Source organism: Ralstonia sp. A12 (assembly GCF_000801955.1).
GTDB lineage: Bacteria > Pseudomonadota > Gammaproteobacteria > Burkholderiales > Burkholderiaceae > Ralstonia.
In genome coordinates, this window is record NZ_JSZO01000001.1 from 399,303 (window position 1) to 425,920 (window position 26,618).

General features: G+C 63.8%; 22 protein-coding genes. 12 read left to right on the plus strand and 10 right to left on the minus strand.

All coding sequences use genetic code 11. The annotated features are described in order from the left end of the window. Window positions 1-86: 86 nt before the first annotated feature. Window positions 87-1,121 (minus strand): tRNA dihydrouridine(20/20a) synthase DusA, encoded by a 1,035-nt coding sequence (gene dusA / locus PI87_RS01865; protein WP_084209860.1) that lies wholly within the window; start codon window positions 1,119-1,121, stop codon window positions 87-89. Window positions 1,122-1,164: 43 nt separating this feature from the next. Then, window positions 1,165-2,274 carry an enoyl-CoA hydratase/isomerase family protein gene (locus PI87_RS01870; RefSeq protein WP_039595974.1) on the minus strand — a complete coding sequence of 370 codons (1,110 nt, stop codon included), beginning with the start codon at window positions 2,272-2,274 and terminating at the stop codon, window positions 1,165-1,167. A gap of 147 nt (window positions 2,275-2,421) precedes the next feature. Between PI87_RS01870 and PI87_RS01875 the strand changes: the two genes are divergently transcribed. Further along, window positions 2,422-3,327, plus strand: coding sequence for a sterol desaturase family protein (locus PI87_RS01875; RefSeq protein ID WP_039595975.1), 906 nt, complete (start codon window positions 2,422-2,424; stop codon window positions 3,325-3,327). Here the strand turns inward: PI87_RS01875 and PI87_RS01880 are convergent. Further along, window positions 3,320-4,189, minus strand: a complete 870-nt coding sequence (locus PI87_RS01880; RefSeq protein WP_039595976.1) for a LysR substrate-binding domain-containing protein — start codon at window positions 4,187-4,189, stop codon at window positions 3,320-3,322. The two genes, PI87_RS01875 and PI87_RS01880, sit on opposite strands and share 8 nt — an antisense overlap. Window positions 4,190-4,375: 186 nt before the next feature. Here PI87_RS01880 and PI87_RS01885 point away from each other — a divergent pair, with 186 nt between their 5' ends. The 7 genes from PI87_RS01885 to metC all read left to right on the plus strand — a co-directional run bounded on the left by PI87_RS01885 (window position 4,376) and on the right by metC (window position 10,933). Further along, window positions 4,376-5,200: a transporter substrate-binding domain-containing protein gene (locus PI87_RS01885; RefSeq protein ID WP_039595977.1), complete on the plus strand. Its 825-nt coding sequence runs from the start codon at window positions 4,376-4,378 to the stop codon at window positions 5,198-5,200. 16 nt (window positions 5,201-5,216) lie between these two features. Then, window positions 5,217-5,909, plus strand: coding sequence for an amino acid ABC transporter permease (locus PI87_RS01890; RefSeq protein WP_039595978.1), 693 nt, complete (start codon window positions 5,217-5,219; stop codon window positions 5,907-5,909). Between the two features lie 4 nt (window positions 5,910-5,913). After that, complete coding sequence (locus tag PI87_RS01895; RefSeq protein WP_039595979.1) at window positions 5,914-6,606, plus strand: amino acid ABC transporter permease; 693 nt, start codon at window positions 5,914-5,916, stop codon at window positions 6,604-6,606. A 29-nt stretch (window positions 6,607-6,635) separates the two neighbouring features. After that, on the plus strand, window positions 6,636-7,391 hold the full coding sequence (locus PI87_RS01900) for an amino acid ABC transporter ATP-binding protein (protein ID WP_039595980.1): 756 nt from the start codon (window positions 6,636-6,638) through the stop codon (window positions 7,389-7,391). A 55-nt stretch (window positions 7,392-7,446) separates the two neighbouring features. After that, window positions 7,447-8,040, plus strand: coding sequence for a cysteine dioxygenase family protein (locus tag PI87_RS01905; protein ID WP_039595981.1), 594 nt, complete (start codon window positions 7,447-7,449; stop codon window positions 8,038-8,040). Between the two features lie 92 nt (window positions 8,041-8,132). Further along, window positions 8,133-9,719 (plus strand): rhodanese-like domain-containing protein, encoded by a 1,587-nt coding sequence (locus PI87_RS01910; RefSeq protein ID WP_039595982.1) that lies wholly within the window; start codon window positions 8,133-8,135, stop codon window positions 9,717-9,719. A 26-nt stretch (window positions 9,720-9,745) separates the two neighbouring features. Continuing rightward, a complete protein-coding gene (gene metC, locus PI87_RS01915; protein WP_039596432.1) occupies window positions 9,746-10,933 on the plus strand; it encodes a cystathionine beta-lyase in 1,188 nt (395 codons plus the stop codon). Window positions 10,934-11,010: 77 nt separating this feature from the next. Here metC and typA read toward each other — a convergent pair whose 3' ends face one another. Then, entirely contained in the window at window positions 11,011-12,831 is a 1,821-nt protein-coding gene (gene typA / locus PI87_RS01920) for a translational GTPase TypA (RefSeq protein ID WP_039595983.1), read from the minus strand. Window positions 12,832-13,069: 238 nt separating this feature from the next. On the opposite strand from typA, the gene PI87_RS01925 reads away from it, so the two are divergent. The 4 genes from PI87_RS01925 to PI87_RS01940 all read left to right on the plus strand — a co-directional run bounded on the left by PI87_RS01925 (window position 13,070) and on the right by PI87_RS01940 (window position 18,102). Continuing rightward, window positions 13,070-13,591, plus strand: a complete 522-nt coding sequence (locus PI87_RS01925) for a MarR family transcriptional regulator (protein ID WP_198139498.1) — start codon at window positions 13,070-13,072, stop codon at window positions 13,589-13,591. 65 nt (window positions 13,592-13,656) lie between these two features. Beyond that, complete coding sequence (locus tag PI87_RS01930) at window positions 13,657-15,213, plus strand: AdeC/AdeK/OprM family multidrug efflux complex outer membrane factor (RefSeq protein ID WP_039595985.1); 1,557 nt, start codon at window positions 13,657-13,659, stop codon at window positions 15,211-15,213. 46 nt (window positions 15,214-15,259) lie between these two features. Further along, window positions 15,260-16,540, plus strand: coding sequence for an HlyD family secretion protein (locus PI87_RS01935; protein ID WP_039595986.1), 1,281 nt, complete (start codon window positions 15,260-15,262; stop codon window positions 16,538-16,540). Window positions 16,541-16,545: 5 nt separating this feature from the next. Beyond that, window positions 16,546-18,102: a DHA2 family efflux MFS transporter permease subunit gene (locus tag PI87_RS01940; RefSeq protein ID WP_039595987.1), complete on the plus strand. Its 1,557-nt coding sequence runs from the start codon at window positions 16,546-16,548 to the stop codon at window positions 18,100-18,102. A gap of 70 nt (window positions 18,103-18,172) precedes the next feature. Here the strand turns inward: PI87_RS01940 and truB are convergent, their stop codons facing one another. From truB to PI87_RS01970, 6 genes are all read right to left on the minus strand, one after another. Further along, window positions 18,173-19,117: a tRNA pseudouridine(55) synthase TruB gene (gene truB, locus PI87_RS01945; protein WP_039595988.1), complete on the minus strand. Its 945-nt coding sequence runs from the start codon at window positions 19,115-19,117 to the stop codon at window positions 18,173-18,175. Between the two features lie 2 nt (window positions 19,118-19,119). After that, window positions 19,120-19,491: a 30S ribosome-binding factor RbfA gene (gene rbfA / locus PI87_RS01950; RefSeq protein ID WP_031329194.1), complete on the minus strand. Its 372-nt coding sequence runs from the start codon at window positions 19,489-19,491 to the stop codon at window positions 19,120-19,122. Between the two features lie 126 nt (window positions 19,492-19,617). Continuing rightward, window positions 19,618-22,515, minus strand: a complete 2,898-nt coding sequence (gene infB / locus PI87_RS01955) for a translation initiation factor IF-2 (protein WP_039595989.1) — start codon at window positions 22,513-22,515, stop codon at window positions 19,618-19,620. Window positions 22,516-22,587: 72 nt separating this feature from the next. Further along, window positions 22,588-24,063, minus strand: a complete 1,476-nt coding sequence (gene nusA / locus PI87_RS01960; protein WP_039595990.1) for a transcription termination factor NusA — start codon at window positions 24,061-24,063, stop codon at window positions 22,588-22,590. Further along, window positions 24,060-24,548, minus strand: coding sequence for a ribosome maturation factor RimP (gene rimP, locus PI87_RS01965; protein ID WP_039595991.1), 489 nt, complete (start codon window positions 24,546-24,548; stop codon window positions 24,060-24,062). The genes nusA and rimP overlap by 4 nt, the downstream gene beginning before the upstream one ends. A gap of 206 nt (window positions 24,549-24,754) precedes the next feature. Then, window positions 24,755-26,551, minus strand: coding sequence for a pseudouridine synthase (locus tag PI87_RS01970; RefSeq protein WP_039595992.1), 1,797 nt, complete (start codon window positions 26,549-26,551; stop codon window positions 24,755-24,757). Window positions 26,552-26,618: the final 67 nt, after the last annotated feature.

Consider the following 26,618-nt stretch of genomic DNA (forward strand, 5'->3'; position numbering starts at 1 on the left):
CGTACGAACAGTACAAACTGACTACTGCTCGGCGAAAAACGAAATTATACGAGCATTCTGTCGGTGTGACTAGGGGGTGCTGCAATTTATGCTGCGACCGCCTCCTCGCCCGATTCATCACCCCGCCGCAAGTGCGCACGCGCCTCATCAAACAGTGCATGGGCATCCGCCAGCGTCCTGACGCGAGCAAGCGCCTTGGAGTCCGACAGCACACGCCGCCAGCCGCGCGCACCCGCCACGCCGCGATACAGCCCCAGCATGTGCCGCACCGCCGCGCCGGCATAACCGCCACGCTCCACCCAGCGACCGACGTAGGCAATCATCGCGTCCTCCACCTCGGCGCGCGTGAGGGCTTGCGTGCCGGCGTCGTAATAACGCGCGTCAAACGCGGCCATCAGATGCGGATGGTGATACGCCTCGCGGCCGATCATCACGCCATCGACGTGTGCAAGGTGCGTGTCGATCTGCTCCAGCGTCTGTACGCCGCCGTTGAGCAGGATCTCCAGATGTGGGAAATCGCGCTTGAGCTGGTAGACGACCTCGTAGCGCAGCGGCGGAATCTCGCGGTTTTCCTTCGGGCTCAAGCCTTTCAGGATGGCGTTGCGCGCATGGACGATGAACGTCTCGCAACCGACTTCAGCGATGGTGCCGACGAAATCGCGCACGAAGTCGTAGGTCTCGACGGCGTCGATGCCGATGCGATGCTTGACCGTGACCGGAATCGATACTGCATCACGCATCGCCTTGACACCTTCGGCCACCAGCTTGGGCTCGGCCATGAGGCACGCGCCGAACGCACCACGCTGCACACGCTCGGACGGGCAACCGCAATTGAGGTTGATCTCTTTGTAACCCCACTGCTCGCCGAGGCGTGCAGCCTGTGCCAGATCGCCGGGTTCGCTGCCGCCAAGCTGGAGCGCCACGGGGTGCTCGACCTCATCAAAGTCGAGGTGGCGTGGTACGTCGCCGTGCAGCAGCGCGCCGGTTGTCACCATTTCCGTGTAGAGCCAGGTGTGGTGCGAGATCTGACGATGGAAAAAACGGCAGTGGCGGTCCGTCCAGTCCATCATGGGCGCGACGGACAGGCGACGTGGGTTCGGCGTGGGGCGTTCAGCGGTCACAGCAAAATCAACAGTTCAATTCAGGCGCGCAGTTTACCGGTTTCTAGTCCGACAACCCCAGCAGCGGGTGCTGCTCACGGCGCCAGGGCGAGACGAAGAAGGCGGCCACCTCATCGTCACGCACAGCATCGATGCCCGCGTGCTTCCACTTGGGAGAATGGTCCTTGTCGACAGCGAGTGCGCGAATACCTTCGACACCGTCGCCTTCAGCAAACACGTGCGTCATCATGTCCAACTCGCGACGCAGTTCGTCGGCCAGCGTGGTATGGCGGCCGCGGCGGATCAATTCCAGCGTCACGGCCATCATCATCGGCGAACGCTTGGCCATGTGAGCTGCGGTCTGTGCAGCCCAGTCGGCATCGGTACTGTCAGCCAGTGCGGCCAGAATGGCGGGGACGGTTGCTTGACCAAAGCACGCGTCAATTGCGGTGCGGTGCGGACCAATAAGCGCTTTGGCGGCGCCCGGCGCGGTTGCCGCTTCGGTGAAGCACGCGACGATCTGCTCGGCACTCTGCCAAGCCCCTTCGCGCAAGCGCTGCACGACGGTGGCCAACGCCTCAGTCGTGACATGGCAATCCGCCAGGCCGATCGACAGCGCATCTGCCGCCTCGATCATCTGCCCGGTCACGCCCAGGTATTCGCCCACATGGCCCGGCACGCGCGCCAGGAACCAGCCGCCGCCCACATCGGGGAACAGGCCGATGTTGGTCTCAGGCATGGCCATCTTCGTGCGCTCGGTCACCACGCGCAGCGACGCGCCCTGCGAGATGCCCATGCCACCGCCCATCACCACGCCGTCCATCAGCGCGATGTAGGGCTTGGCGTATTGGAAGATCAGGTGGTTGAGGCGGTATTCCTCGGTAAAGAACGTAACCAGTTGCGGGTCGCCCGCCGTGGCGGCGCGGTGGAAGAAACGGATGTCGCCACCCGCGCACAGGGCCTTGCCGCCCTCGCCGCGCAGGATGACGGCGTGGACTGCCGGATCGTGCTGCCAGGCCATCAACGCATGTGACATCGCGCGGATCATCTCCAGCGACAGTGCATTGAGCGCCTGCGGCCGGTTCAGCGTCAGCCAGCCGATGCCACCGCGTACTTCAGCGATCACGTTGGGCTGGACGTCAGTCTGGGGCGCGGCGGGAGCAGTGGATTGCATGTGTCTCGTGTTGTGTTTTGGGAATGACGGGTCGCACTGTACACGACGCACCGCGCAAGCGAGGAAGGGCTCTAGCGCACCCTCTTTCGCGGCGCAGATGTTGGGCGTATATCTGCGAGTTGGAGACAACACACACCACAACAATCAATGAATCCTGCCAACGGCGCCCCGGGCGCATCCAGTTTTGACCCAGGCCTGATCCTGCTGGCCTTCGCGCCGGTCTTCCTGCTGACCATCGGTGCGGAGGCCTGGTACTGGCGCAAGCGCGATCCGTCCGTCTACAGCCTGAAGGACACCGTTTCAAACGCCTGCCTCGCACTGATGCACCAGGCGTCGGATGCGTTCTTCCTGTGGCTGATGGTCAAGACAGTCTATTCATGGACGTACAGCCACGGCCTGCGCGCGGTGCCCGAGACATGGTGGTCGTTCGCCCTGCTCCTGCTGCTGCAGGATTTTCTCTACTACTTCTTCCATCGCGCCAGCCATCGCGTGCGCTGGATGTGGGCATCACACGTGACGCACCACTCGTCGGAAGGCATGAACTTCTCGACTGCCTTCCGCCAGAGTCTGACCTACCCCATCTCGGGGATGTGGCTGTTCTGGATTCCGCTCGCGTGGATCGGCTTTACGCCGGATTGGGTGATCCTGGCCGTGGGCCTGAACCTGGCGTTCCAGTTCTTCGTGCACACGCGGCTGGGTGCACTGGATTCACGCTACGCGGGTTTCTGGCGCTGGCTCGGGCAATACATCAACACGCCGTCTGTGCATCGTGTGCACCACGCCAAGAACCCACAGTACATCGACCGAAACTACGCCGGTGTGCTGACCATCTGGGATCGCATGTTCGGCAGCTTTGTCCCCGAAGAAGAAGCGCCCGTGTTCGGCATCACGCGGCAAGTCCATACGCACAACCCAATTACCCTCACCTTCCACGAGTGGCGCGACATGTGGGCGGATGTGCTTCGTGATCGGGACCTCCGCTATCTGTGGAAGCCGCCCGAGTGGCGCAGCCCGCGTTCGACGATGACGGCCGAAGCGATGCCGCTCACATGAACGGCGGCCCGAAGCGCGTCGCGATATGGTTGGTCGAATCAAACAGCTCGCGCAACACCGGGCTCGTGCACGTCGGCTGCACATACAGGTAGAACGCGACTTCCGGCAGGCGCGGCAAGCCATCTGCCTCGGTCAGCACGCGCATGTTTGCGTCGAGCAGTTCAGTCGTGCGTGCGGTCACGCCCAGCCCGGCGCTGATCGCGGCCCGGATGCCGGTCAGGGTTGGCGAGAGATAGCTCGTGCGCCACGGAATATGGTGCGCATCCAGGCACTCGATCGATAGCTGGCGGAACAGGCTCAACTCATCCGCCATCACCAGCGGCACCGGCGCGGCGGAATTGAAGATGAAGTCTTCCGCGCAGATCCACACCATGGGCGACGTCCGCAGCTTGATGCCCGGAAAGGCATCGTCATAGCGGGTGGAGATCGCCAGATCGAGCGTCTTGTCGCGCAGTGCGTCCATGAGGAACGGGCTGCGGCCGACGTTGATTTCCATCTGCAACTCAGGCGAGAGCTTGGACAACCTGCGCAGCAGGTTTGGCAGGATCGAATCCGCCACGTCGTGTGGCGAGCCGATGCGGATCTTCTCAGCCGGACCACCCGTCTGGATCACCTGCACGGCCTGGTCATTCAATGCCAGGATCTTGTGCGCATAGGCGACGAGCCGAACGCCATCCGGCGTCATCATCTTGTGACGGCCGCGCTTCTCGAACAGCGCACACCCCATCTCCTCCTCTAGACGCTGCATCTGCTGGGTGACGGCAGATTGCGTCCGCCCCACGCGCGCAGCGGCTGCGGCAAAGGTTTCATGCTGCGCAATCGCCACGAAGGTGCGCAGCAGGTCGATATCCAGGTTCCGCATCGCGTTGTCTTTGCCCGAACACTTCAGAGCCTCTAATGGATTCAGGCCAATTATTAAATTGTCCTGGGTAATTTTGGCCGATAACCTGCAGAAAACCCAAACAAAACTGAAGTAATTCAGGCAGACACCCGGGCCGCTGGGCAAGCGGTCAAGCGTTGGACCCGTTTCATACAAAGGAGGAAAGACATGTGGGCACGAAACGTCGCGGCCGGGATGATGGCCGCCCTGACCTTGGCAAACTTCGCACACGCCGATGCGCTGGCTGACATCAAGTCACGCGGCACCCTGGTGTGTGGCACGCAGAATGCCAGTGAACCCTATGCCTTTCCTGACGCCGCCACGCGCCAGATCGTGGGCTTTGATGTCGACGTGTGCCGTGCGCTGGCCCAGGGGCTCGGGGTCAAGCTTGAGCACCCCGCGCTGTCGACCGACGCGCGCATCCCCGAGTTGAAGACGCATCGCGTGGATGTGCTGGCCGCCGCTGTGGCATGGATGCCTGCCCGCGCAAACCAAGTCGATTTCAGCAACCAGTATTTCGTTGCGCCTATCCGTGTGCTGGTGCGTGCGGATTCGCCCATTCAGACGCTGGACCAGCTCGCCAACAAGAAGATCGCCGCGTCGGAAGGCTCCAGTTCGGCAGCGGTCTCGGTCACGCGCCTGCCGGATTCACGCCTGCTGACGTTCCACGATATTTCGTCGGCATATTTGGCCCTGCAGCAAGGCAAGGTTGATGGGCTGGTGGCGGGGCAACTCGTGCTGGCGCGCTTTGCCAATGAGGCGGCGCAGAAAGGCGGGCAGCAATATCGCCTGCTGACGGCACCGGTCTATGAAGAGCGTTGGGGCGTGGTGATGAACAAGAACGAGCCCGCCCTGATGGCCGCCATCAACAAGGTCCTAGCGGATTACGATCAATCCAGCGGCCTGCAGACGAGCTTCGACAAATGGCTCGGCGCCAAGTCGGTCTACAAGTTCTCGCGCGACTACAAGGTCGAACCGATCAAGGCCCAGTAACCCACGGGCCGCCGACATGTTCGATCTCTCGTTCCTGCTCGAAGACGGCTACCTGCGCCTCTTCCGAGACGGCATCCTGACCACCCTGCGTCTGTTTGTCGTCTCGGGCCTGCTGGCCATCGCAGTCGGTATTTCGCTGGCCACGTTGCGTGCGCTGCCGGTGCGCGCGTTCAAAGCGTTCGTCATCGTGATCGTGGAGTACCACCGCAACGTACCGATGCTGGTGCAGATCCTGGTGTGGTACTTCGGCGTGCCGCAGTTGCTGCCCGAATCACTCAGGGAGTGGATCAACGCCGGCAACACCGAGTTCTTCTTCGCGGCCATTGCGCTGGCGCTGAACTCGGGTGCGTTCATCTCCGAAGACCTGCGCTCCGGGCTGCGTGCCATTCCACATACGCAGCAGGAAGCCGCGTGGTCGATCGGACTGACGCACCTGCAGTCGCTGCGTTACGTGATCCTGCCGCAGGGGATTCGCGTGGCACTGCCGGCGCTGCTCAACCAGGCGCTGCTGCTGTTCAAGAACAGCTCGCTGGCGATGGCCATCGGGGTGCATGAGTTGCTCTACCGCACGCGGCAGATCGACAACCTCACCTTCCGCACCTTCGACGTATTCCTCATCGCCACGCTGCTGTATCTGCTCGGCACGCTGGCGTTGATGTCGCTGTCGGATCGGGTTGCCAAGCGTCGCACGACGCCACTGGGGGTCTGACGCCATGCTTGAAATCCTGCATGACTATCTGGCGCTGTTTCTGGTAGGTGCGTGGCCGAATGGCCCGCTGGGCGGGGTCGCCGTCACGCTCATCCTGTCGGTGTTGGGGCTGGTGATGTCGTTTCCGATTGCCGTGCTGATCGGCTTGGCACAGGTCAGCCCCTGCAACTGGCTGCGCAAATGTGCGGGCGTCTGGACACGCCTGGTACGCGGCATCCCCCTGTTGATGATCATCTTCTGGGCGTACTTTGCGGTGCCGCTGGTGGTTGGCACGGAGGTATCGGCATTCACGACGGCCGTATGCGCCATCATCGTGTACGAAAGCGCATTCCTTGCGCAGATCGTCCGCGCCGGGCTCGAAGGATTGTCGCGCGGCCAGATGGAAGCCGCGCGCTCGAACGGCCTGTCATGGCTGCAGAGCATGCGCTACGTGCAACTGCCGCAGGCGCTGGCCAACATGCTGCCGTCGATCGTCAACCAGTTCGTGTCGATCATCAAGGCGACGTCGCTTGCCTATGTGATTGGCGTGCCGGAGCTGACCTACTCGGCCGCCCAGGTCAACACCATCACGCTGACCAAGCCGCTGGAGACCTTTCTCGTGCTGGCCGCCTTCTATTTCGTGCTGTGCTTCGCCATCTCCCGCTTTGCCGGGCAGTTGGAGCGCCGCATCGCCCGCCGTCGCGCTGGGCTTGCCTAGGAACAAACCCTTGCCGGAGACAACATCCCATGCTGGCATTTGAAAACGTCGATAAGTACTACGATGACTACCACGCGCTCAAAGGTATCGACGCCACCATCGAGCGCGGCGAAGTCGTGGTCGTGTGCGGGCCGTCGGGCTCGGGCAAATCCACGTTGATCCGCACAGTCACCCGGCTGGAAGCCATCCAGGGCGGCTGCATCCGCTTTGACGGGCGCGACGTGCATGCGCGCGACGTGCGCGTCAACCAGCTGCGCGCGCGCATCGGTTTTGTGTTCCAGAACTTCAACCTGTTCCAGAACCTGTCGGTGCGGCAGAACCTGATTCTCGGGCCGACCAAGGTGCTCGGCATGTCGCGCGACGAGGCGATGGCTCAGGCAGAAACGCTGCTCGCCAAGGTCGGGCTCGCGCACAAGATCGACGCGATGCCGGCCAACCTCTCAGGCGGCCAGCAACAGCGCGTGGCCATTGCACGCGCATTGGCGATGAAGCCGCCGCTCATGCTGTTCGACGAGCCGACGAGCGCGCTCGACCCCGAGATGGTGCAGGAGGTACTGCACGTCATGCGCGAGCTGGCCGACGACGGCCTCACGATGATGATCGTCACCCACGAGATGGGCTTTGCGCGCGATGTATCGAGCCGCGTCTGGTTCATGGACCAAGGCGCGTTGCTGGAGGACTCGCCGCCGGACCAGTTCTTCAGCCGCCCGAAGCACGCACGCGCCCAGCGCTTTCTGCAAGACGTCCTGCGTCCGGCACCGTTGGCTGCCGCGCTGGTCGCCTGAAACCCACAACCATAACAACACCCAACGCGCCCAAACTCGCCAGGAGAAATCACTGATGTCCACCTCGCTTCCTCAACAACGCCAAGCAGCCGTGAACGATGCCATTGCAGCCATGAAAGCCGCGCTCGCCCCGGAAGGCGAAACGCGCCCCGCACTGGCCGATGTGCTCAAACAAGTCAAAGGGCTCGCCGCGCGCGCGGAGCTTTGGCAGGAAGCCGACTTCCCACCGCCGACCGACGGTGAGCTGCAAGCCCGCTACCTGATCCACGAAGATGCCGACCAGACCTACGCGCTGTATCTGAATGTCATGCGTCCCGGCAAGAAGATCACGCCGCACAACCACACCACGTGGGCCTGCATCGCCGCGGTGGATGGCACGGAATACAACTACGTCTACCGCCGCACCGACGATCGCGCCACGCCCGGCGTCGGCACGCTGGAGATGACCGGCACCGTTGTCGTCGAACCCGGCACCGGCATCGCGCTGGCGGCCGAAGACATCCACGCCGTCGAGATCAAGGGCGAAGCGCCGATCCGCCATCTGCACATGTACGGGCGCGCGCTTGAGACGCTCAGCGAGCGCATCACGTTTGACCTGGCGACTGGCCGTTACCAGACCATGGGCATCGGCGTGAAGACGCGCCGCTAACCGGCCAGCCTCAACCCAAAACGCGTTGCTTGAAATCCGCGCTGCGTGCGCGGAGGACCGCGCTCACCCTTTTTATTCGATCCCGCATCGATATGACATCGTTCGTTACCGCCCAGACCCTGAAAGCGTGGCTGCACGACGGCGCTGAGATCGCGCTGTTCGACGTGCGCGAGCACGGCCAGTACGGTGAAGCCCATCTCTTCTACGCCATCCCGCTGCCCTACAGCCGCCTGGAGATCGACGCCCCACGCCTGGCGCCGCGCCGCGCGGTACGCATGGTCGTCTATGATGACAACGACGGCGTTGCCGCTCGCGCTGCCGAACGCCTTGCCGCCATCGGCTACACCGATGTGCACGTGCTGCAAGACGGCGCGCAAGGCTGGACGCGCGCCGGCTTCACGCTGTTTGCCGGCGTCAACGTGCCCTCCAAGACGTTCGGCGAACTCGTCGAGATGGCGTATCACACGCCGCGCGTCACCGCACGCGAACTTGCCGCCATGCGCGAGCGTGGCGATGCGGTCGTCATCCTCGACGGTCGCCCTGTCAGCGAATACCTGAAGATGACGATTCCGTCGTCGATCTGTTGCCCCAACGGCGAACTCGGCTACCGCGTCCGCGAACTCGTACCGGACTCGGAGACACCGATCGTCGTCAATTGCGCGGGCCGCACGCGCAGCATCATCGGCGCGCAAACGCTGATCAACCTCGGCATCCCCAACCCGGTGATGGCACTGGAGAACGGCACGCAAGGCTGGTTTCTGGAGGACCTCCCGTTGGAGCACGGCAGCACACGCCGTTACCCCGACACGGTGACGCCGGCCACGGTCAAAGACATGCGCGAGGCCAGCCAGCAACTGGCGACCCGCTTTGCTGTGCCGGAAGTGGATGCAGCAATGCTCGCGCGCTGGGCTGCACAAGGCGAACACAGCGTGTTCCTGTGCGATGTCCGCACGCCAGAAGAATTCGCCACCGGCAGCCTGCCAGGCGCGCAGCATGCGCCGGGCGGCCAGTTGATCCAAGCGACCGACCAATACGTCGGCGTACGCCATGCCCGCCTTGTGCTGTTTGATGCTGACGGCGTACGCGCGCCGATCGTCGCCGGCTGGCTGCGGCAACTCGGTCACGATGCCTACGTGTTGCATGGCGGGCTACATGAGGGGTTGGCGAGCGATGCGGCGTTGCCCATTCCCGCCCCGGTCTCGCAGCAACCGCTGCCGGAGATCAGCGCAGATGCACTCGCCGGTGCGCTTGCGGCTGGCACCGTTCAGGTGGTCGACCTTCGGCCGAGCATGGCCTTCCGCCGTGCGCATGTGCCGGGCGCCACGTGGGCCATTCGCCCGCGCTTGCCAGCATTGGCGGCCGACCGCGATACCGTACTGATTGCCGACGACCCGCGCATCGCAGAACTCGTTGCCGCTGAGTGGCACACCACATCGCGCATCAAACTGCTCGCCGGCGGCTTTGCCGCGTGGACAGCTGCAGGCCATGCCACCGAAGGTGCCGAGAACGTCCCGCCCGACGCCGACTGCATCGACTACCTCTTCTTCGTGCATGATCGGCATGACGGCAACAAGGCTGCGGCCCGGCAATACCTGGCCTGGGAGACCGGCCTGCTCGCCCAGCTCGATGCGCAGGAACTCGGCGCCTTCCGCGTGGGCACCGGTGCCACGCAGCCATGACACGCAACCAACGGGGTCTACGCACCATGTCATCGCAAAAAACGGAGCCACGATTGGCCACCCGCTTGGTCAAGGGCGGCACTTCGCCGGCCTTTGAGGGCGGCCGGGCCGTCAACCCGCCGGTCGTGCGCGCCTCCACCGTGCTGTTCGACTCGATGGACGCCATGAACGACGCGCGCCGCCGTCGCGGCACCGAGCGGATGTTCACCTACGGCGCACGCGGCAACCCAACGGGCTTTGCGCTGGAAGACGTTGTCGCGCAGCTCGAAGGCGGCTATCGAACGCGGCTCTTCCCCACGGGCCTCGCCGCCATCTCGATGGTCTTTCTGGCTTTCGTGCGCCCCGGTGATCACGTGCTGATTGCCGATTGCGTCTATCAGCCGCTGCGCCATTTCGTCGATACGTTCCTGCGGCCCTGGGGCGTGGAAGTCAGCTACTTCCGCGCAGACGGCACCGACGTCGCACAGCAGCTCCGTCCAACGACCAAACTCGTCTACGTGGAGTGCCCCGGCTCGCTTGTCTACGAGATGTGCGACTTACCCGCGCTGGCCGAGATCGCACATCGCCATGGCGCGCTGGTCGTCGCCGACAACACGTGGGGCTCGGGCGTGCAATACCGCCCGCTCACGCTCGGCGCGGATGTGTCGGTCATGGCGGCAACCAAGTACCTCAGCGGCCACTCCGACGTGATGATGGGCACCGTCACCACCACGCAAGCCAGCTGGCAACCGCTCGCCACGATGTGCGACGCCCAGGGCGTGGCCGTCAGCCCCGACGACGCTTATCTCGTGTTGCGCGGCACGCGCACATTGGGCGCGCGCTTGGCGATGCATGAGCGCCACGCGCTTGCAGTCGCGCACTGGCTGATCGCGCGTCCGGAGGTGGCGCGCGTCTTCTGCCCCGCCCTCCCCGAAGATCCTGGGCACGCGCTGTGGCAACGCGATTGCACCGGCACCAACGGGCTGATCTCGTTCGAATTCGCCCAAGCAGACGCGCAAGCCGCCGGACGCTTCGTCGATGCACTCGCGCTGTTCGGCATCGGCGCCTCCTGGGGCGGCTTCGAGAGCCTGGCGACCGTCAGCAACGTGGTCGGCACGCGTACGTGCACGGATTGGTCTCTCGCAGGCCCGATCGTCCGTTTGCATATCGGCCTGGAAGATCCGCAAGACCTGATCGACGACTTGGCACAAGCATTCGCCCACATTCAGGAATAGCGCTCGGCGCCAACGCCAGACGAAAAAAAGAACGCCCCGAAACCTCGGGGCGTTCTTCTTGGCAGATCGACCGTCGATCAGACCGCTTCTTCACGCGATGCGCGCTTGCGCTCGTGTTCCTTCAGGTGACGCTTGCGCAGGCGGATGCTCTTCGGCGTGACTTCCACCAGCTCGTCGTCAGCGATGAATTCCACAGCGTATTCCAGCGACATCTGGATCGGCGGCACCAGGCGAACGGCTTCGTCGGTACCCGACGCACGCACGTTGGTCAGCTGCTTGCCCTTGATCGGGTTGACGACCAGGTCGTTGTCGCGGCTGTGGATACCGATGATCATGCCTTCGTACAGCGCATCGCCGGGCGACACGAACATACGGCCGCGATCCTGCAGCTTCCACAGCGCGTAGGCCACGGCAGCGCCGTCGTCCTGCGAGATCAGCACGCCGTTGTGGCGCTCACCCAGGTCGCCTTCCTTGACCGGGGAGTAGTCGTCGAAGATGTGGCTGATCAGGCCGGTGCCGCGCGTCAGCGTCAGGAACTCACCCTGGAAGCCGATCAGGCCACGGGCCGGAATGCGGTATTCCAGACGCGTACGGCCCTTGCCGTCCGATGCCATGTCGAGCAGTTCGCCCTTGCGGCGGCCCAACTCTTCCATCACGCCGCCCTGGTGGCCGTCTTCCACGTCCACGGTCAGGCGCTCGAACGGCTCGTGCTTCACGCCGTCGATTTCCTTGAACACCACGCGCGGACGCGACACGGCCAGCTCGTAGCCTTCGCGGCGCATGTTTTCCACCAGAATCGTCAGGTGCAGTTCGCCACGGCCCGACACTTCGAAGATCGTGTCGTCGCCAGTGTCCTTCACGCGCAGTGCCACGTTCGACTTCAGCTCGCGGTCCAGACGGTCGCGCAGTTGGCGGCTCGTCACGAACTTGCCTTCACGGCCAGCCAGCGGCGAGGTGTTGACGCAGAAGTTCATGGTCAGCGTCGGCTCGTCCACCTTCAGCATCGGCAGCGCGTCCTGGGCGTCCGGGGCGCAGACGGTGCAGCCGATGCCCAGTTCTTCAATACCGTTGATCAGCACGATGTCGCCGGCTTCGGCTTCTTGCACCAGCTCGCGCTCCAGGCCGCGGAACTTCAGCACCTGGTTGACGCGGCCCTTGATCGGGTTGCCTTCCGGACCGAACTTGACCACCACGTCCTGCAGCGGACGCACGCGACCACGCGTGATACGGCCCACGCCGATCTTGCCAACGTAGCTCGAGTAGTCCAGCGAGATGATCTGCAGCTGGAACGAACCGTTCGGGTCGTCGTTACGCTGCGGCACCTTGTCGAGAATGGTCTCGAACAGCGGCTTCATGTCGCCTTCGCGCACGTCGTCAGTCAGGCCGGCGTAACCGTTCAGGCCCGAGGCGTACACCACCGGGAAGTCGAGCTGGTCATCATTGGCGCCCAGCTTGTCGAACAGATCGAAGGTCTGGTTGATCACCCACTCCGGACGTGCGCCCGGACGGTCGACCTTGTTGATCACGACGATGGGCTTCAGGCCCAGGGCCAGCGCCTTGCGCGTCACGAAACGCGTTTGCGGCATCGGGCCTTCCACGGCATCCACCAGCAGCAGCACGCCGTCGACCATCGACAGCACACGCTCCACTTCACCGCCGAAGTCCGCATGCCCCGGGGTGTCGACGATGTTGATGTGCGTGCCGTTGTATTCGACCGCGCAGTTCTTGGCCAGGATGGTGATGCCGCGCTCTTTTTCGATGTCGTTCGAATCCATCACACGCTCAGTGAGCTGCTCGTTCTCGCGGAACGTACCGGCTTGGCGGAGGAGCTGGTCGACCAGTGTGGTTTTGCCGTGGTCAACGTGGGCAATGATGGCGATGTTGCGAAGCGCGCGCATGGGATGTGAACTCGAAAAGACGTGACACGAGCTCAAAAACAGCTCGCGGAATAACCTGACATTCTAGCATGCTGCGATGCGCAAGACATGACACACCCTGACGAATCTATGAAGGGATATTGCGAAAGCGACCCATGAGTCACGCATTATTTCCAAAACTGGAATCACACATTCAGTACCTTGCTGTTTGCTGCGCAGATTCGTATATTTGTCCGGACAATGATTGTGCATACATAAGATGTCCGAACAGACAAGACCCGCCACCGAAGTTGCAGCTACCGGAGCCCTGTTCCGGGTGGAGGACTACCGCATGTGCGAAAGCGTGGGCTACCTCGTCGGGCGCGCCAAGACGGCGCTGTCCATGGCAATCGAGCAGGAAGTCGCGCAGATGGACGTGACGCATTCCCAGGCCAGCTGCCTGGTGCTGCTCGCCAACGGCCGCTGCCAGACCGCCACCGACCTCGGCCGCGAACTGAATACCGACATCGGCTCGCTGACCCGCATGCTGAGCCGCATGGAAAAGCGCGGCCTGATCGAGCGCGTGCGTAGTGAATCCGACCGCCGCGTCGTGCACCTGGAGTTGACCGCAGCCGGCCGCGAACTGGCCGACCGCATGCCGGCCATCTATACCCATGTGCTGAATCGCTTCTTTGCCGATTTCACGCACGCCGACGTTGACACACTGCGCGGCCTTCTCAAGCGCATTCTCGACAACGGCGCCGCCACCGAAGGCAACCGCCTACGCACAGCTGATCACTGACGCCGACCTGCCCGAATTGCACCAAACGTTTTTCGCTCTCCCGATCGCCTGATACCTCAAACAACATGAACGCCTCGAACTCCGCCTCCCAGGCACTTGGCTCCCGCGGCCACACGGGCAACACGCGGGCGCAATGGCCAGCGCGCCTGGGGCTGGCGCTTTCCGCCGTCACGCTCGCCGTGCTGGCCGGCTGCGCCAACCTCGGCAACTCGCACAGCACGCAGACGCTGACCCAACCGGGGCAGCTGGCCAGCGCGCAAACGCTGCCCTCGCAGGGTGGCCAGTGGCCGACGATGAACTGGGTCGACCAGTTCAACGACCCGCAACTGCACGCGCTGGTCGACGAGGCGATCAAGGACAACCCCAACCTGCAAGTCGCTTTCGCCCGCGTGCGTGCGTCGCGCGCGATGGCTGATGTGGTGCGCGGCAACCTGTACCCGAGCGTGGGCCTGGATGCCGAGATGACGCGCCAGCGCCTTTCCTCGTATGACCTGTTTGAAGGCACGCCGCTGGGCGGCAACTGGTTCACCGAATCGAAGATCCAGCTGGGCGTGAGCTACGACCTGGACTTCTGGGGCAAGAACCGCTCCGCGCTGGAAGCCGCGCTGTCTGACGACAAGGCGATGGAAGCTGAAAGCCAGGCCGCCCGGCTGATGCTCTCGACCTCGGTGGCACGCACCTACGCCAAGCTGGCGGCGCTGTACGCCCAACGCGACGTGGCCCAGCGCACCATCGACCAGCGCAAGGACCTGACCAACCTCGCCGGCCAACGCCTGCGTGCCGGCCTGGATACGCAGGTCGAGACCACGCAAGCGCGCGCCAATGTGGCCGCAGCGCAAACCGAGCTGGAACAAGTCGACGAGCAGATCGCACTCGCACGCGACCAGTTGGCTGCGCTGCTCGGCAAGGGCCCGGACCGCGGCCTGTCGATTACCCGCCCAACGCTGCTGGCACAGACCACGCCCAAGCTACCGAACAACCTGACCATCGACCTGATCGGCCGTCGCCCGGACCTTGTGGCCGCGCGCTGGCGTGTCGAGGCCGCGTCCAAAGACATCGACGTGGCCAAGGCGGAGTTTTTGCCGGACATCAGCCTGACGGCGTTCCTGGGCGTGGCGTCGATCCTCCCTGAGAACCTGCTGCTCGGTAATTCGCGCCAGCTTGGCATCGGCCCGGCGCTGAAGCTGCCGATCTTCCAGGGCGGCAAGCTGCGCGCCAACCTGCGCGGCAAGTACGCCACCTATGACGCGGCCGTCGCCAGCTACAACCAGACGCTGACCGAAGCCCTGCATGACACGGCTGACCAGATCACCGCGCTGCACAGCATCGATACGCAGATCACCATTCAGCGCACCGCCCTGACGGAAGCTGAGCGCTCGTACAGCCTGGCCCGCACGCGTTATGGCGCCGGTCTGGGCACGCAGCTCACCGTGCTGAATGCCGAGACCACGGTGCTGCAGCAACGCAAGCTCGCCACCGACCTGCAAGCGCGTCGCCTGGATGTGCAGATGGCGTTGATCAAGGCACTCGGCGGCGGCTACACGACAGAAGAACTGCCCGGCGCCAAGCGCGAACACCCGACGACCGGCGAGGCGGCGCAACTGGCCCCGTCGCATAGCTGATTTGAATTGAACCGACCGTTCCAACGCATTCTTTCGAGCCAACATCATGAGTGACAACAAGCCCCAAGCCGCCGCCCCGTCCGCAGCCCCCGCGCCTGCAGCGGCCGCCCCGAACGGCAATGGCAACGGAAAACGCAAGCGCATGCTGACCACGCTGGCTGCCGCACTGGTGGTCGCCGGCGTCGGCTACGGCCTCTACTGGGGCCTGTATGGCCGCTGGTTCGAGTCCACCGACGATGCGTACGTGCAAGGCAACGTGGTTCAGGTGACGCCGCAGGTGGCCGGCACCGTGGTGGCCATCCGCGCTGACGACACACAGCTCGTCACCTCGGGCCAACCGCTGATCGAACTGGACCGCGCCGATGCGCGCGTCGCGCTGGAGCAGTCTGAGGCCGCGCTCGCGCAGACCGTGCGCCAGGTGCGCACGCTGTACTCGAACACCAGTGCCTATTCGTCTGCGCTGGCACAGCGGCAGTCGGATCTCGCCAAGGCGAAGGACGACCTCGCGCGCCGCAAGCAGATTGCCGGCACGGGTGCCGTGTCGCAGGAAGAAATCTCGCACGCACAGACTGCCCTGCAAGCCGCCGAGGCCGCCGTTGAAACCGCCAAGGAACAACTGCAAGGCAACCGCGTGCTGACCGAGCAGACGACGCTGGAACGTCACCCGAACGTGCTGCAGGCCGCCGCCAAGGTGCGTGAAGCCTATCTGGCCTATGCACGTACGAGCCTGCCGGCTTCGGTGACGGGCTATGTGGCCAAGCGCTCGGTGCAGGTTGGCCAGCGCGTTGCGCCGGGCACGCCGCTCATGGCCATCGTGCCGCTGGACCAACTCTGGGTCGATGCCAACTTCAAGGAAGTGCAGGTGCGCCACATGCGCGTGGGCCAACCGGTTGAGTTGGAAGCCGACGTGTACGGCAGCAGCGTGACGTACCACGGCAAGGTGGTCGGCTTCTCGGCAGGCACGGGCTCGGCGTTCTCGCTGCTGCCGGCACAGAACGCCACGGGCAACTGGATCAAGGTGGTGCAACGCCTGCCGGTGCGCGTGTCGCTCGACCCGAAGGAACTGAAGGACCACCCGCTGCGCGTGGGCCTGTCGATGATCGCCAAGGTCGACATCCATGACGAAGGCGGCCAGAGCCTGGCCTCCACGCCGGCCGCATCACCGCTGGAGACCAACGTGTACGACCAGGCCGGCAAGGACGCCGATCAGGTCATCGCCAGCATCATCGCTACCAACGGTGGCCGCGCAGCCGCTGCGGCACCGGCAGCAGCCGGCGCTGTTGCCCCTGCCGCCGCGCCCGCATCGCAACCCGCACCCAAGGTCTGACACGCATGGCAACCGCCGCGCCCAAGCCGCCACAACCACTGACCGGCGCCAAACTGGCGATCGGTACGGTGGCGCTGTCGCTGGCTACCTTCATGAACGTGCTGGATTCGTCCATTGCCAACGTGTCGATCCCGGCCATTTCGGGCGACCTGGGCGTGGCGCCGAACCAGGGCACGTGGGTCATCACCTCGTTTGCGGTGGCCAACGCCATCTCGGTGCCGCTCACGGGGTGGCTGACGCAGCGCTTCGGACAGGTGCGCCTGTTCATCACGTCGATCATCCTGTTCGTGCTGTCGTCTTGGGCGTGCGGGCTGGCGCCCAACATGGGCATGCTGATTACGGCGCGGATCATTCAGGGCGCGGTGGCCGGCCCGATGATTCCGCTGTCGCAAGCGCTGTTGCTGTCTACGTATCCACCCGCCAAGAGTTCCATGGCCCTGGCGCTATGGGGTATGACCACGCTCGTTGCGCCGGTGATGGGCCCCATCCTCGGTGGCTGGATCTCAGACAACATGAGCTGGCCGTGGATCTTCTACATCAATATCCCGGTGGGCATTCTGGCTGCGTATGCAACGTGGGTCATCTACAAGGATCGTGAATCGCAAACGCGTTCGCTGCCGATCGACAAAATTGGCCTGGCATTGCTCGTGCTCTGGGTCGGCTCGCTGCAGTTGATGCTGGACCGCGGCAAGGAACTCGACTGGTTCAATTCGACAGAGATCGTCGTGCTGACCGTCGTCGCCATCGTGGGCTTCGCCTTCTTCTTAATCTGGGAGCTGACTGAAGACCACCCGGTGGTGGATCTGACCTTGTTCAAGGGGCGCAACTTCAGCGCTGGGGTGGTGGCCATCTCGGTGGCGTACGGGCTGTTCTTCGGCAACCTGGTGATCCTGCCGCTGTGGCTGCAGACCATCGTCGGCTATACCGCCACGGACGCGGGCCTGATCATGGCACCGGTTGGCATCTTCGCCATCATCCTCTCGCCCGTCATCGGCAAGAATCTGCCGAAGATGGATGCGCGCTGGGTAGCCACGACAGCGTTCCTGACGTTCGCCCTGGTGTTCTGGATGCGCTCGCACTTCACCACGCAGATCGATACGTGGACGCTGCTGATCCCGACGCTGATCCAGGGCGCAGCCATGGCGATGTTCTTCATCCCACTCACGTCGATCATCCTGTCTGGCCTGTCGCCCGAGCGAATTCCGGCGGCATCGGGCCTGTCGAACTTCGTGCGGATCATGTTCGGCGGTATCGGTGCGTCGATCTCGACCACGATCTGGGACAACCGCTCTGCCCTGCACCACGCGCAGCTGGTCGAGCATGCGAACGCGTACAACCCGGCCTACACGTCGTCGATCAACCAGTACACGCAACTGGGCATGCCCAACCTGCAGGCCAATGGCGTGATCGAGCGTACGATCTCGCAGCAGGCCGCGATGCTCGGCGCCAACGATATCTTCTGGATTTCGGCGGTGCTGTTCATCGGGCTGATCGGCTTCATCTGGCTGACCAAGCCGGCGAAGTCGGCCGGTGGTGCAGAAGCAGCAGCCGGCGCACACTGACGGAAACGTCGCCCAAACAAAAAGCCCGGCCAATCGACCGGGCTTTTTCTTGTCCGCCGAGAACAGCAGCTCAGAGGTGAACGAGACGCTCGGGCCTCAAGGCCCCTTCGCGCCAAACGGCCACGCCGAGCAACGAGATGGCGACATCACCGCGTACGCCATAGACACGGACCTGCTCAGCGTTCGGCAACGCCAGTCGTAGTGGCAAGCGCTGACCGTGCAGGAAACGACGGCTATCTTCGGCATCCAGCTCCACGCGCGGCAGTGTTTGCAGCAGCGCGTCCACAGGCGCCAGCATTGGCGCGCGCCGATCTTCCGGCACGGCTTCCAACGCTTCAAGCGTCACCGCCCCCTCCAGCGTCAGATTGCCAACTTGCGTACGGCGCAGTGCGACCAGATGCCCACCACAACCCAGCGCCTCACCAATATCCTCGCCCAGCGTACGGATATACGTGCCCTTGCTGCATGCCACGCGCAGCGTAATGGTCGGCGTGGCGGACTCCAGATCCGTCGCCAACACATCGATGGCGTGAATCGTCACACGGCGCGCGGCGCGCTCCACCGTCTGCCCGGCACGGGCGTATTCGTACAGCGGCTTGCCGTCTTTCTTCAACGCGGAGTGCATCGGCGGCACCTGGTCGATTTCGCCGACAAAGCGATCGACGGCGGCCTGCACCTGCGCGAGCGTGACCGACACCGGCCGCTCACTCAGCACCTCGCCTTCGGCGTCTGCGGTGCTCGTCTTGATGCCCAGACGCACGATGGTCTTGTACGTCTTGTCCGCGTCGAGCAAATCCTGTGAGAACTTGGTCGCCTCGCCAAAACACAGCGGTAGCAGCCCCGTTGCCAGCGGATCGAGCGTACCGGTGTGCCCGGCCTTCTTCGCCCAAAGCAGTCGCTTGGTGCGCATCAGCGCATCGTTGCTCGACCAGCCGATCGGCTTGTCCAGCAGCAGCACGCCATGCACATCACGGCGCGGCGGTTTCTGCGGCTTGGGCGTGTGTTGCTCTGCCATCGTCAGTCGTCTTTGGCGCGCGTGGCGTTGGCTTCGTCGATCAGGCGCGACATCTCGATGCCGCGTTCGAGTGAACCGTCAAAGTGGAAGTGCAGCGTCGGCACGGTGTGGATGTGCAGGCGCTTGAACAGCAGCGAGTGCAGATAGCCGGCCTTCTCGTTCAGGATGGCGGCGGCGACTTCCGCCTCGGCGCCCAGCACCGTGAAGTAGATCTTGGCGTGCGCGTAGTCTGGCGTGAGCGTCACGGATTGCAGCGTCACCAGGCCCATCGCCGGGTTCTTGATTTCGCGCTGGATCAGCTCGGCCAGATCGCGCTGGATCTGGTCGGCGATGCGCAGGTTGCGGCCGGCGGCCGATCCCGATTTTTTCGGCATAGCGTGTTCCCCATACGGCGCCGCCGGCACACGCCAGCAGCCCCAAAAAGACAAAACGGTGGCGCGGGACGCGCCCGGGCCACCGTCGCAAAGTCGAGCCGGACACCGCAGCGTCCGGCCAACGTATTACAGCGTACGCGCCACCTCGGTGATCTCGTAGATCTCGAGGTGATCGCCTTCCTTGACGTCGTTGAAGTTCTTGATCGACAGGCCGCATTCGAAGCCTTGCTTCACTTCCTTCACGTCGTCCTTGAAGCGCTTGAGCGAATCCAGCTCGCCCGAGAAGATGACCACGTTGTCGCGCAGCACCCGCACCAGCGAGTTGCGCTTGACGAAGCCGTCCAGCACCATACAACCGGCCACCGCGCCAACCTTCGGCACGTGGAAGACTTGGCGTACCTCGACGGTACCCGTGGTCTCTTCGCGCTTTTCCGGCGACAGCATGCCCGACATCGCCGCCTTCACCTCATCCACAGCGTCATAGATGATGTTGTAGTAGCGGATGTCGATGCCGTTGTGCTCGGCCAACTTGCGCGCACCCGCATCGGCACGCGTGTTGAAGCCGATGATGACAGCCTTCGACGCGGTTGCCAGGTTGACGTCCGACTCGGTGATGCCACCCACGGCGGCATGCACAACCTGCACACGCACCTCGTCGGTCGACAGCTTCTTGAGCGAGTGCACCAGCGCTTCCTGCGAACCTTGCACGTCCGCCTTGATGATCAGCGGCAGCGACTTCACGTCGCCTTCGCTCATCTGCTCCAGCATGTTTTCCAGCTTGGCAGCCTGCTGGCGTGCCAGCTTCACATCGCGGAACTTGCCTTGGCGGAACAGCGCGATTTCGCGCGCCTTGCGCTCGTCCGGCAGCACCAGAACTTCTTCGCCGGCACCCGGCACTTCCGACAGACCCTGGATTTCCACCGGGATCGACGGGCCGGCTTCCTTCGCCGGCTTGCCATCTTCGTCCAGCATGGCGCGCACACGACCATAAGCCGTGCCAGCGAGCACCACGTCACCGCGCTTGAGCGTACCGCTCTGCACCAGCACCGTAGCGATCGGGCCCTTGCCCTTGTCAAGCTGAGCTTCCACCACCAGACCCTTGGCCGGCGCGTTGATCGGCGCCTTCAGCTCCAGCACTTCAGCCTGCAGCAGTACGTTTTCCAGCAGGCTGTCGATACCGGCGCCCGTCTTGGCGGACACAGGCACGAACGGCACATCCCCGCCGTACTCTTCCGGGATCACACTCTCCGCCACCAATTCCTGCTTGACGCGGTCTGGATTGGCTTCGGGCTTGTCGACCTTGGTGATCGCCACCACGATAGGCACACCCGCTGCCTTCGCGTGGGAAATGGCTTCCTTCGTCTGCGGCATGACGCCGTCGTCGGCAGCCACCACCAGAATCACGATGTCGGTCGCCTTGGCACCGCGAGCACGCATGGCCGTGAAGGCCTCGTGACCCGGGGTGTCCAGGAAGGTGATGACGCCGCGATCGGTTTCGACGTGGTATGCGCCGATGTGCTGCGTGATGCCGCCGGCTTCGCCCGCTGCCACCTTGGCGCGACGGATGTAGTCCAGCAGCGAGGTCTTGCCGTGGTCGACGTGGCCCATCACGGTCACGACCGGCGGGCGGGTTTCGGCTTCGGCGTTGGTTTGCTCCTGCACGTCCCCAACCAGCATCGCTTCCGGATCGTCCAGCTTGGCTGCGACCGCCTGGTGGCCCATTTCTTCGACCACGATCATCGCGGTCTCTTGGTCCAGCACTTGGTTGATCGTGACCATCTGGCCGAGCTTCATCATCTGCTTGATGACTTCAGCGGCCTTGACCGACATCTTGTGCGCCAGATCGGCCACAGAGATGGTTTCCGGCACGTGCACTTCACGCACGACCGGTTCGGTCGGTGCCTGGAAGGCATTGCGGTTGTCGTCACCATGGCGGTTGCGGCCGCCCCTGGAGCCGGCACGCCAGCCATCGCCACCGCCACCGGTATCGCCACGCGTCTTCAGACCACCGCGTTTGTTGCCACCGCGGTTATCGTCTTGCCAGCCCGACTTGCCGCGACCACCCTTCTTGTCGCCGGAAGGCGAGCTCGGTGCCGCTGCAGCAGGTGCCGGTGCGGCCGGCTTCTTGACAGCCGCCGCCGGGCGCGCTTCGCCTGCCGGCTTGACCGGCTTGTGCAGCGTACCCGATTGCTCGGCCTTCTTCGTCTCTTCAGCCTTACGCTCGGCCGGCGTCTTCAGCACGCGGGCTGGGGCGCTCATCATTTCGCGGATGGCGCGGGCTTCGGCCTCGGCAGCTTCGCGGCGCTTGCGCGCGGCGTCTTCCTCGGCCTTGATCTTGTCAGCAGCAACACGAGCCTCGTCGGCAGCCTTCTGCGCGGCTTCGCGCTCGGCGGCCAGGCGTGCAGCGTCTTCCTCGGCCTTGCGGCGCGGGGCTTCGTCTGCAGCTTCTGCGGCAGCACGAGCGGCCACAGCTTCCTCTTCCGCCTTCTTGGCGGCGAGTTCCGCCTGACGCTTCTGCTCTGCTTCAGCGGCTTCCTGGCGGGCGCGGCGCTCGGCTTCCTCCCGCTCCATCGCTTCCTGGCGGGCCTTCAGCTCGGCTTCCTGGCGGGCCAGCAATTCCGCCTGCTGGCGTTGCTCTTCCTCGCGGCGTGCGACTTCCTCGGCGTCAACCACTGACGCAGCAGGTGCGCCTTCGTCTTCCGAGTGGGCCGCATTCGGCTCGTCACGCTTGACCAGCACGCGCTTCTTCTTGACTTCCACTTGCACGGTGCGCGTCTTGCCGGTGGCATCCGCTTGGCGGATCTCACTGGTTTCACGCTTGGTGATCGTGATCTTCTTGCGCGCGCCATCCTCGGCATTGCCGTGCGCTCGCTTGAGATAGTCGAGCAGACGGGTCTTGTCCGATTCGGTGATGACGTCTTCCGGCGTCGCCTTCTGCACGCCCGCGGCTTGCAATTGGTCCAGCAGCGCCGATGCGCTACGGTTCAATTCGCCTGCGAGTTGGGCAACTGTTGTGCTTGCCATTCAAACCCTTTCGATGCTTGGTTTTAGTGAGGATTGCGAGAAACGATCAGTTGATCGATGTGGGTCGCAACGTCACGAAAACCAGTGTTCACGCGCCTTCATGATCAGCGCCTTGGCCTGTTCTTCGTTAACGCCAGTCATCTCGACCAGTTCGTCCACGGCCAGCTCAGCCAAGTCGTCACGCGTCTGGATGTTCCCCTCGGCCAGCTTGCCGATCAGCTCCGGGGTCAGCCCCTCGAGGTCGCGCAGGTCTTGCGACACCTTCTCGACCTTCTCTTCCTTTGCCAGCTCCATCGTCAACAGCACGTCACGGGCGCGGTTACGCAGCTCGTTGACGGTGTCTTCGTCGAACGCCTCAATCTCCAGCATTTCCTGCAGCGGCACATACGCCACTTCTTCGAGCGAGCTGAAGCCCTCTTCGATCAGGATGTCGGCGACCTCTTCGTCCACGTCCAGCTTCGCCATGAACAACTGGCGAACGACGGAGCTTTCTTCCGCCTGCTTCTGCGCGGACTCTGCCGGCGTCATGATGTTGATCTGCCAGCCGGTCAACTCCGATGCCAGACGCACGTTCTGGCCGCTACGGCCGATGGCGACGGCGAGGTTTTCGTCGTCAACCACCACGTCCATGCTGTGCTTCTCTTCGTCCACGACGATGGACTGCACTTGCGCCGGTGCCAGTGCGCCGATCACGAACTGCGCCGGATCTTCCGACCACAGCACGATGTCCACGGCCTCGCCACCAACCTCGTTACGCACTGCCGTCACGCGCGTACCACGCACGCCAACGCAGGTGCCGATCGGGTCGATACGCTTATCGTGCGCCACGACCGCAATTTTCGCACGCACGCCCGGATCGCGCGCTGCCGCCTTGATCTCCAGCAGGCCCTGTTCCATTTCCGGCACTTCGTTCTCGAAGAGCTTGATGAGGAACTCGGGGCACGTGCGCGAGAGCTCAATCTGCGGGCCGCGTGCGGTGCGATCGACGTTCAGGATATATGCGCGGACGCGATCGCCCGTGCGCAGGTTTTCCTTCGGGATCATCTGATCGCGTGCCAGCAGCGCTTCCACGCGGCCGGATTCGACGATCAGACCCTTCTTGTCGGCACGCTTGATCGTGCCGGTCATGATCTTTTCGCCGCGATCGAGGTAGTCGTTCAGGATCTGCTCGCGCTCGGCGTCGCGGATGCGCTGCAGGATCACCTGCTTGGCAGCCTGTGCGCCAATGCGGCCGAACTCGACCGACTCGATCTGCTCTTCGATGAATTGGTCGATGTCGATGTCGGCGTCCTGCTCTTTGGCTTCGAACAGCAGAATCTGCTTGTCCGGCTCTTGCAGCCCGGCATCATCGGGAACGACCAACCAGCGACGGAAGGTTTCGTGCTCGCCCGACTCACGGTCGATCGCCACGCGCACATCCACGTCTTCTTCAAAGCGCTTCTTGGTCGCCGAAGCCAATGCGGCTTCCAGCGCCCCGAACACCACATCCTTGTCGACGTTTTTTTCGCGCGCAAGCGCATCGACGAGCAACAGAACTTCGCGGCTCATTGCTTGTTCCCTTTGTTTCGATTTCCTTTGAAGTCCAGCACAGGCACCAGCCGGGCGCGGTCGAGTTCCGACAGCGTGAATTCCAGCAGTGCCGAGCCTTCCTTGCCCTCAAACTCGAGGCCGACCCGTTCTTGGCCGGGCTCCCCCGTTGGAGCCTGAATGATCCCCGTGAAGTTCTTCTGGCCGCCCACCGGCAGACGCAGCGTCACCTTGGCCTCGAGGCCCGCGAAACGCGTGAAATCGGACAGCGTGCGCAGCGGACGATCCAGCCCAGGCGACGACACTTCCAGCCGTTCGTAATTCACGCTTTCGACTTCGAAGACGCGCGTGAGCTGATGGCTCACCTTCTCGCAATCTTCAATGACGATGCCGTTCTCCGCCTGATCGATATACACGCGCAGCAATCCAGCCGGCGCGCGTTCCACTTCCACCAGCTCGTAGCCCATGGCGGCGAGGGTTTTCTCAATCAGATCAGTCAGATGCACGTTTTTCCTGAAGAACTTCCCGGTACTGCCAACCTGCCGAAGCAAAAAAAAATGGGCGCAACGCCCATATCATTCGCCCATCTTCTGCAGGATGACTTTTGATTAGACTCATATTGTAATCCGTCTCGAGGCAAAACGCAAAAATTGCCCCGGACGCACCACAAAATCGGGCGCTGCGACGAATACCGCACACAGCGCCACCATGCTTAACGCTTGCCGCCGCGGTTACCACCGCCGCTGCGCGCTTTGTTACCCACCTTGTTGCCATTCGGCGCGCCGCCGCCCTTGCCCGGGCGTTTGTTGCCCGGCGTGCGGTTGCCGTCACGCATACCACCGCCCGCACCAGCACCACTACGGCCGTCCGGTCGAGCGCCCGTACGGGTGCGGGCCGTCAACGTGGTCGGGCCACCTACATTGATGTAGCCCATGGAGGTCTGCATCGGGTCCGGCTGGCGCGGATTGGCCTGGCGGCGCGGCGCAGGCGCTGCACGATTGCCGTTCTCGACACCCATGCCGCGCGACTGGAAGTTCGCCTCGCCGGTAAAGCCCGACGACATCGGCCCCATCAGCACCGGCGCTTCGCGACGGCGGTTGCCCTGGCGGTTGCTCTGCTGACCGCCCGAGCTCGCTGCCGGCACCTTCATGCCCAGCGTACCCATCAAGGTGCGCACATCTTCTGCCGACACTTCCTGCCAGCGCCCACGCTTCAGGCCGCGCGGCAGCACAAAGCTGCCGTAGCGCGTACGAATCAGGCGCGACACAGTCAGGTTGACCGCCTCGAACATCCGACGCACCTCGCGGTTTCGGCCTTCGGTCAGGGCAACGTGGTACCAATGGTTGACGCCCTCGCCGCCGCCGTCGGCGCAGCGCAGGAAGTTGGCCTCACCGTCTTGCAGCTGAATACCGTGGAGCAACTTCTGGCGATCAGTTTCGGCCAGTTCGCCCAGCGTACGCACCGCGTATTCACGCTCGACGCCATAACGCGGATGCATGAAGCGGTTGGCGATGTCACCAGACGTCGTGAAGATCAGCAGACCTTCGGTATTGAAGTCCAGGCGGCCGACGGCAACCCATTTGCCGGTCTTCATGCGCGGCAGTGCGTCGAATACCGTCGGACGGCCATCCGGATCGGATTGGCTGACGATTTCGCCGGCCGGCTTGTGGTACAGCAACACGCGCGGCGGCTTGTTGGGTAGCTTGCGCTGAATCAGCTTGCCGTTCACGCGCACCTGATCGGTGGCGAGAATGCGCTGACCAATGTGCGCCGGCAGGCCGTTCACCGAGACACGGCCTTGCAGAATCAGGTCTTCCATGTCGCGGCGCGAGCCCAGGCCCGCATCGGCCAGGATCTTGTGCAGCTTGGGCGCATCGTCCTCGGCGGTCAGCTCACGCACCTTGCTCGGCTGCGACGCGCCACCGGTGTCGACTTCGGAGTCGTACGCGCCGGAAATCACGTACTGGAAGACGTCGTCAGAACCCTTGCCACCCCTACCGCCTTGATTGCTACGGCCCTGGCCGCCTGCCTTGCCCTGCTGCGGCTTGCCGTTACGGTTCTGGCCCTTGCCGCGACCCGCATTGGCACTCTTGCCACCGGTGTTTTCGGTACGCTCGCCCGCCGGCTGGCCTTCGCCCTCACGGCGACGATTCTTGCCGAACCGACCACGCGGGCCGCGTCGCTCGCCGCGTTCGCCCCGGCCTTCTGCCGGAGCACCTTCGGCTGGCGCGGCGGCTTCCGCTACCACCGGCGCGTCACCTGCAGCGGCCTCTTTCGGCTTGCGGGCGCGCGGGGCACGGCTCTTGCGCGGCTGGGCAGGTTGCCCGGCATCAGCTGCGGCCTCGCCTGCCGGCGCCTCGCCCTCCGGGCGACCATCCTGCTGCTGGCGGCGCGACGCCACCAAGTTGCGCAGGCCCCGGCGCAGCCCTTTGCGGCGCGGCGCGGACGACTCAGCGCCATCGCCTGCGCCCTCTTGCCGGGGTGCGGAAGCGTCGGCGTCAGCCGGCATACGTGTATCCATGGAATCTGGCAGGGTGCTCACAACGTCTTTCAATTCAAGTGGTTCAGACCATGCG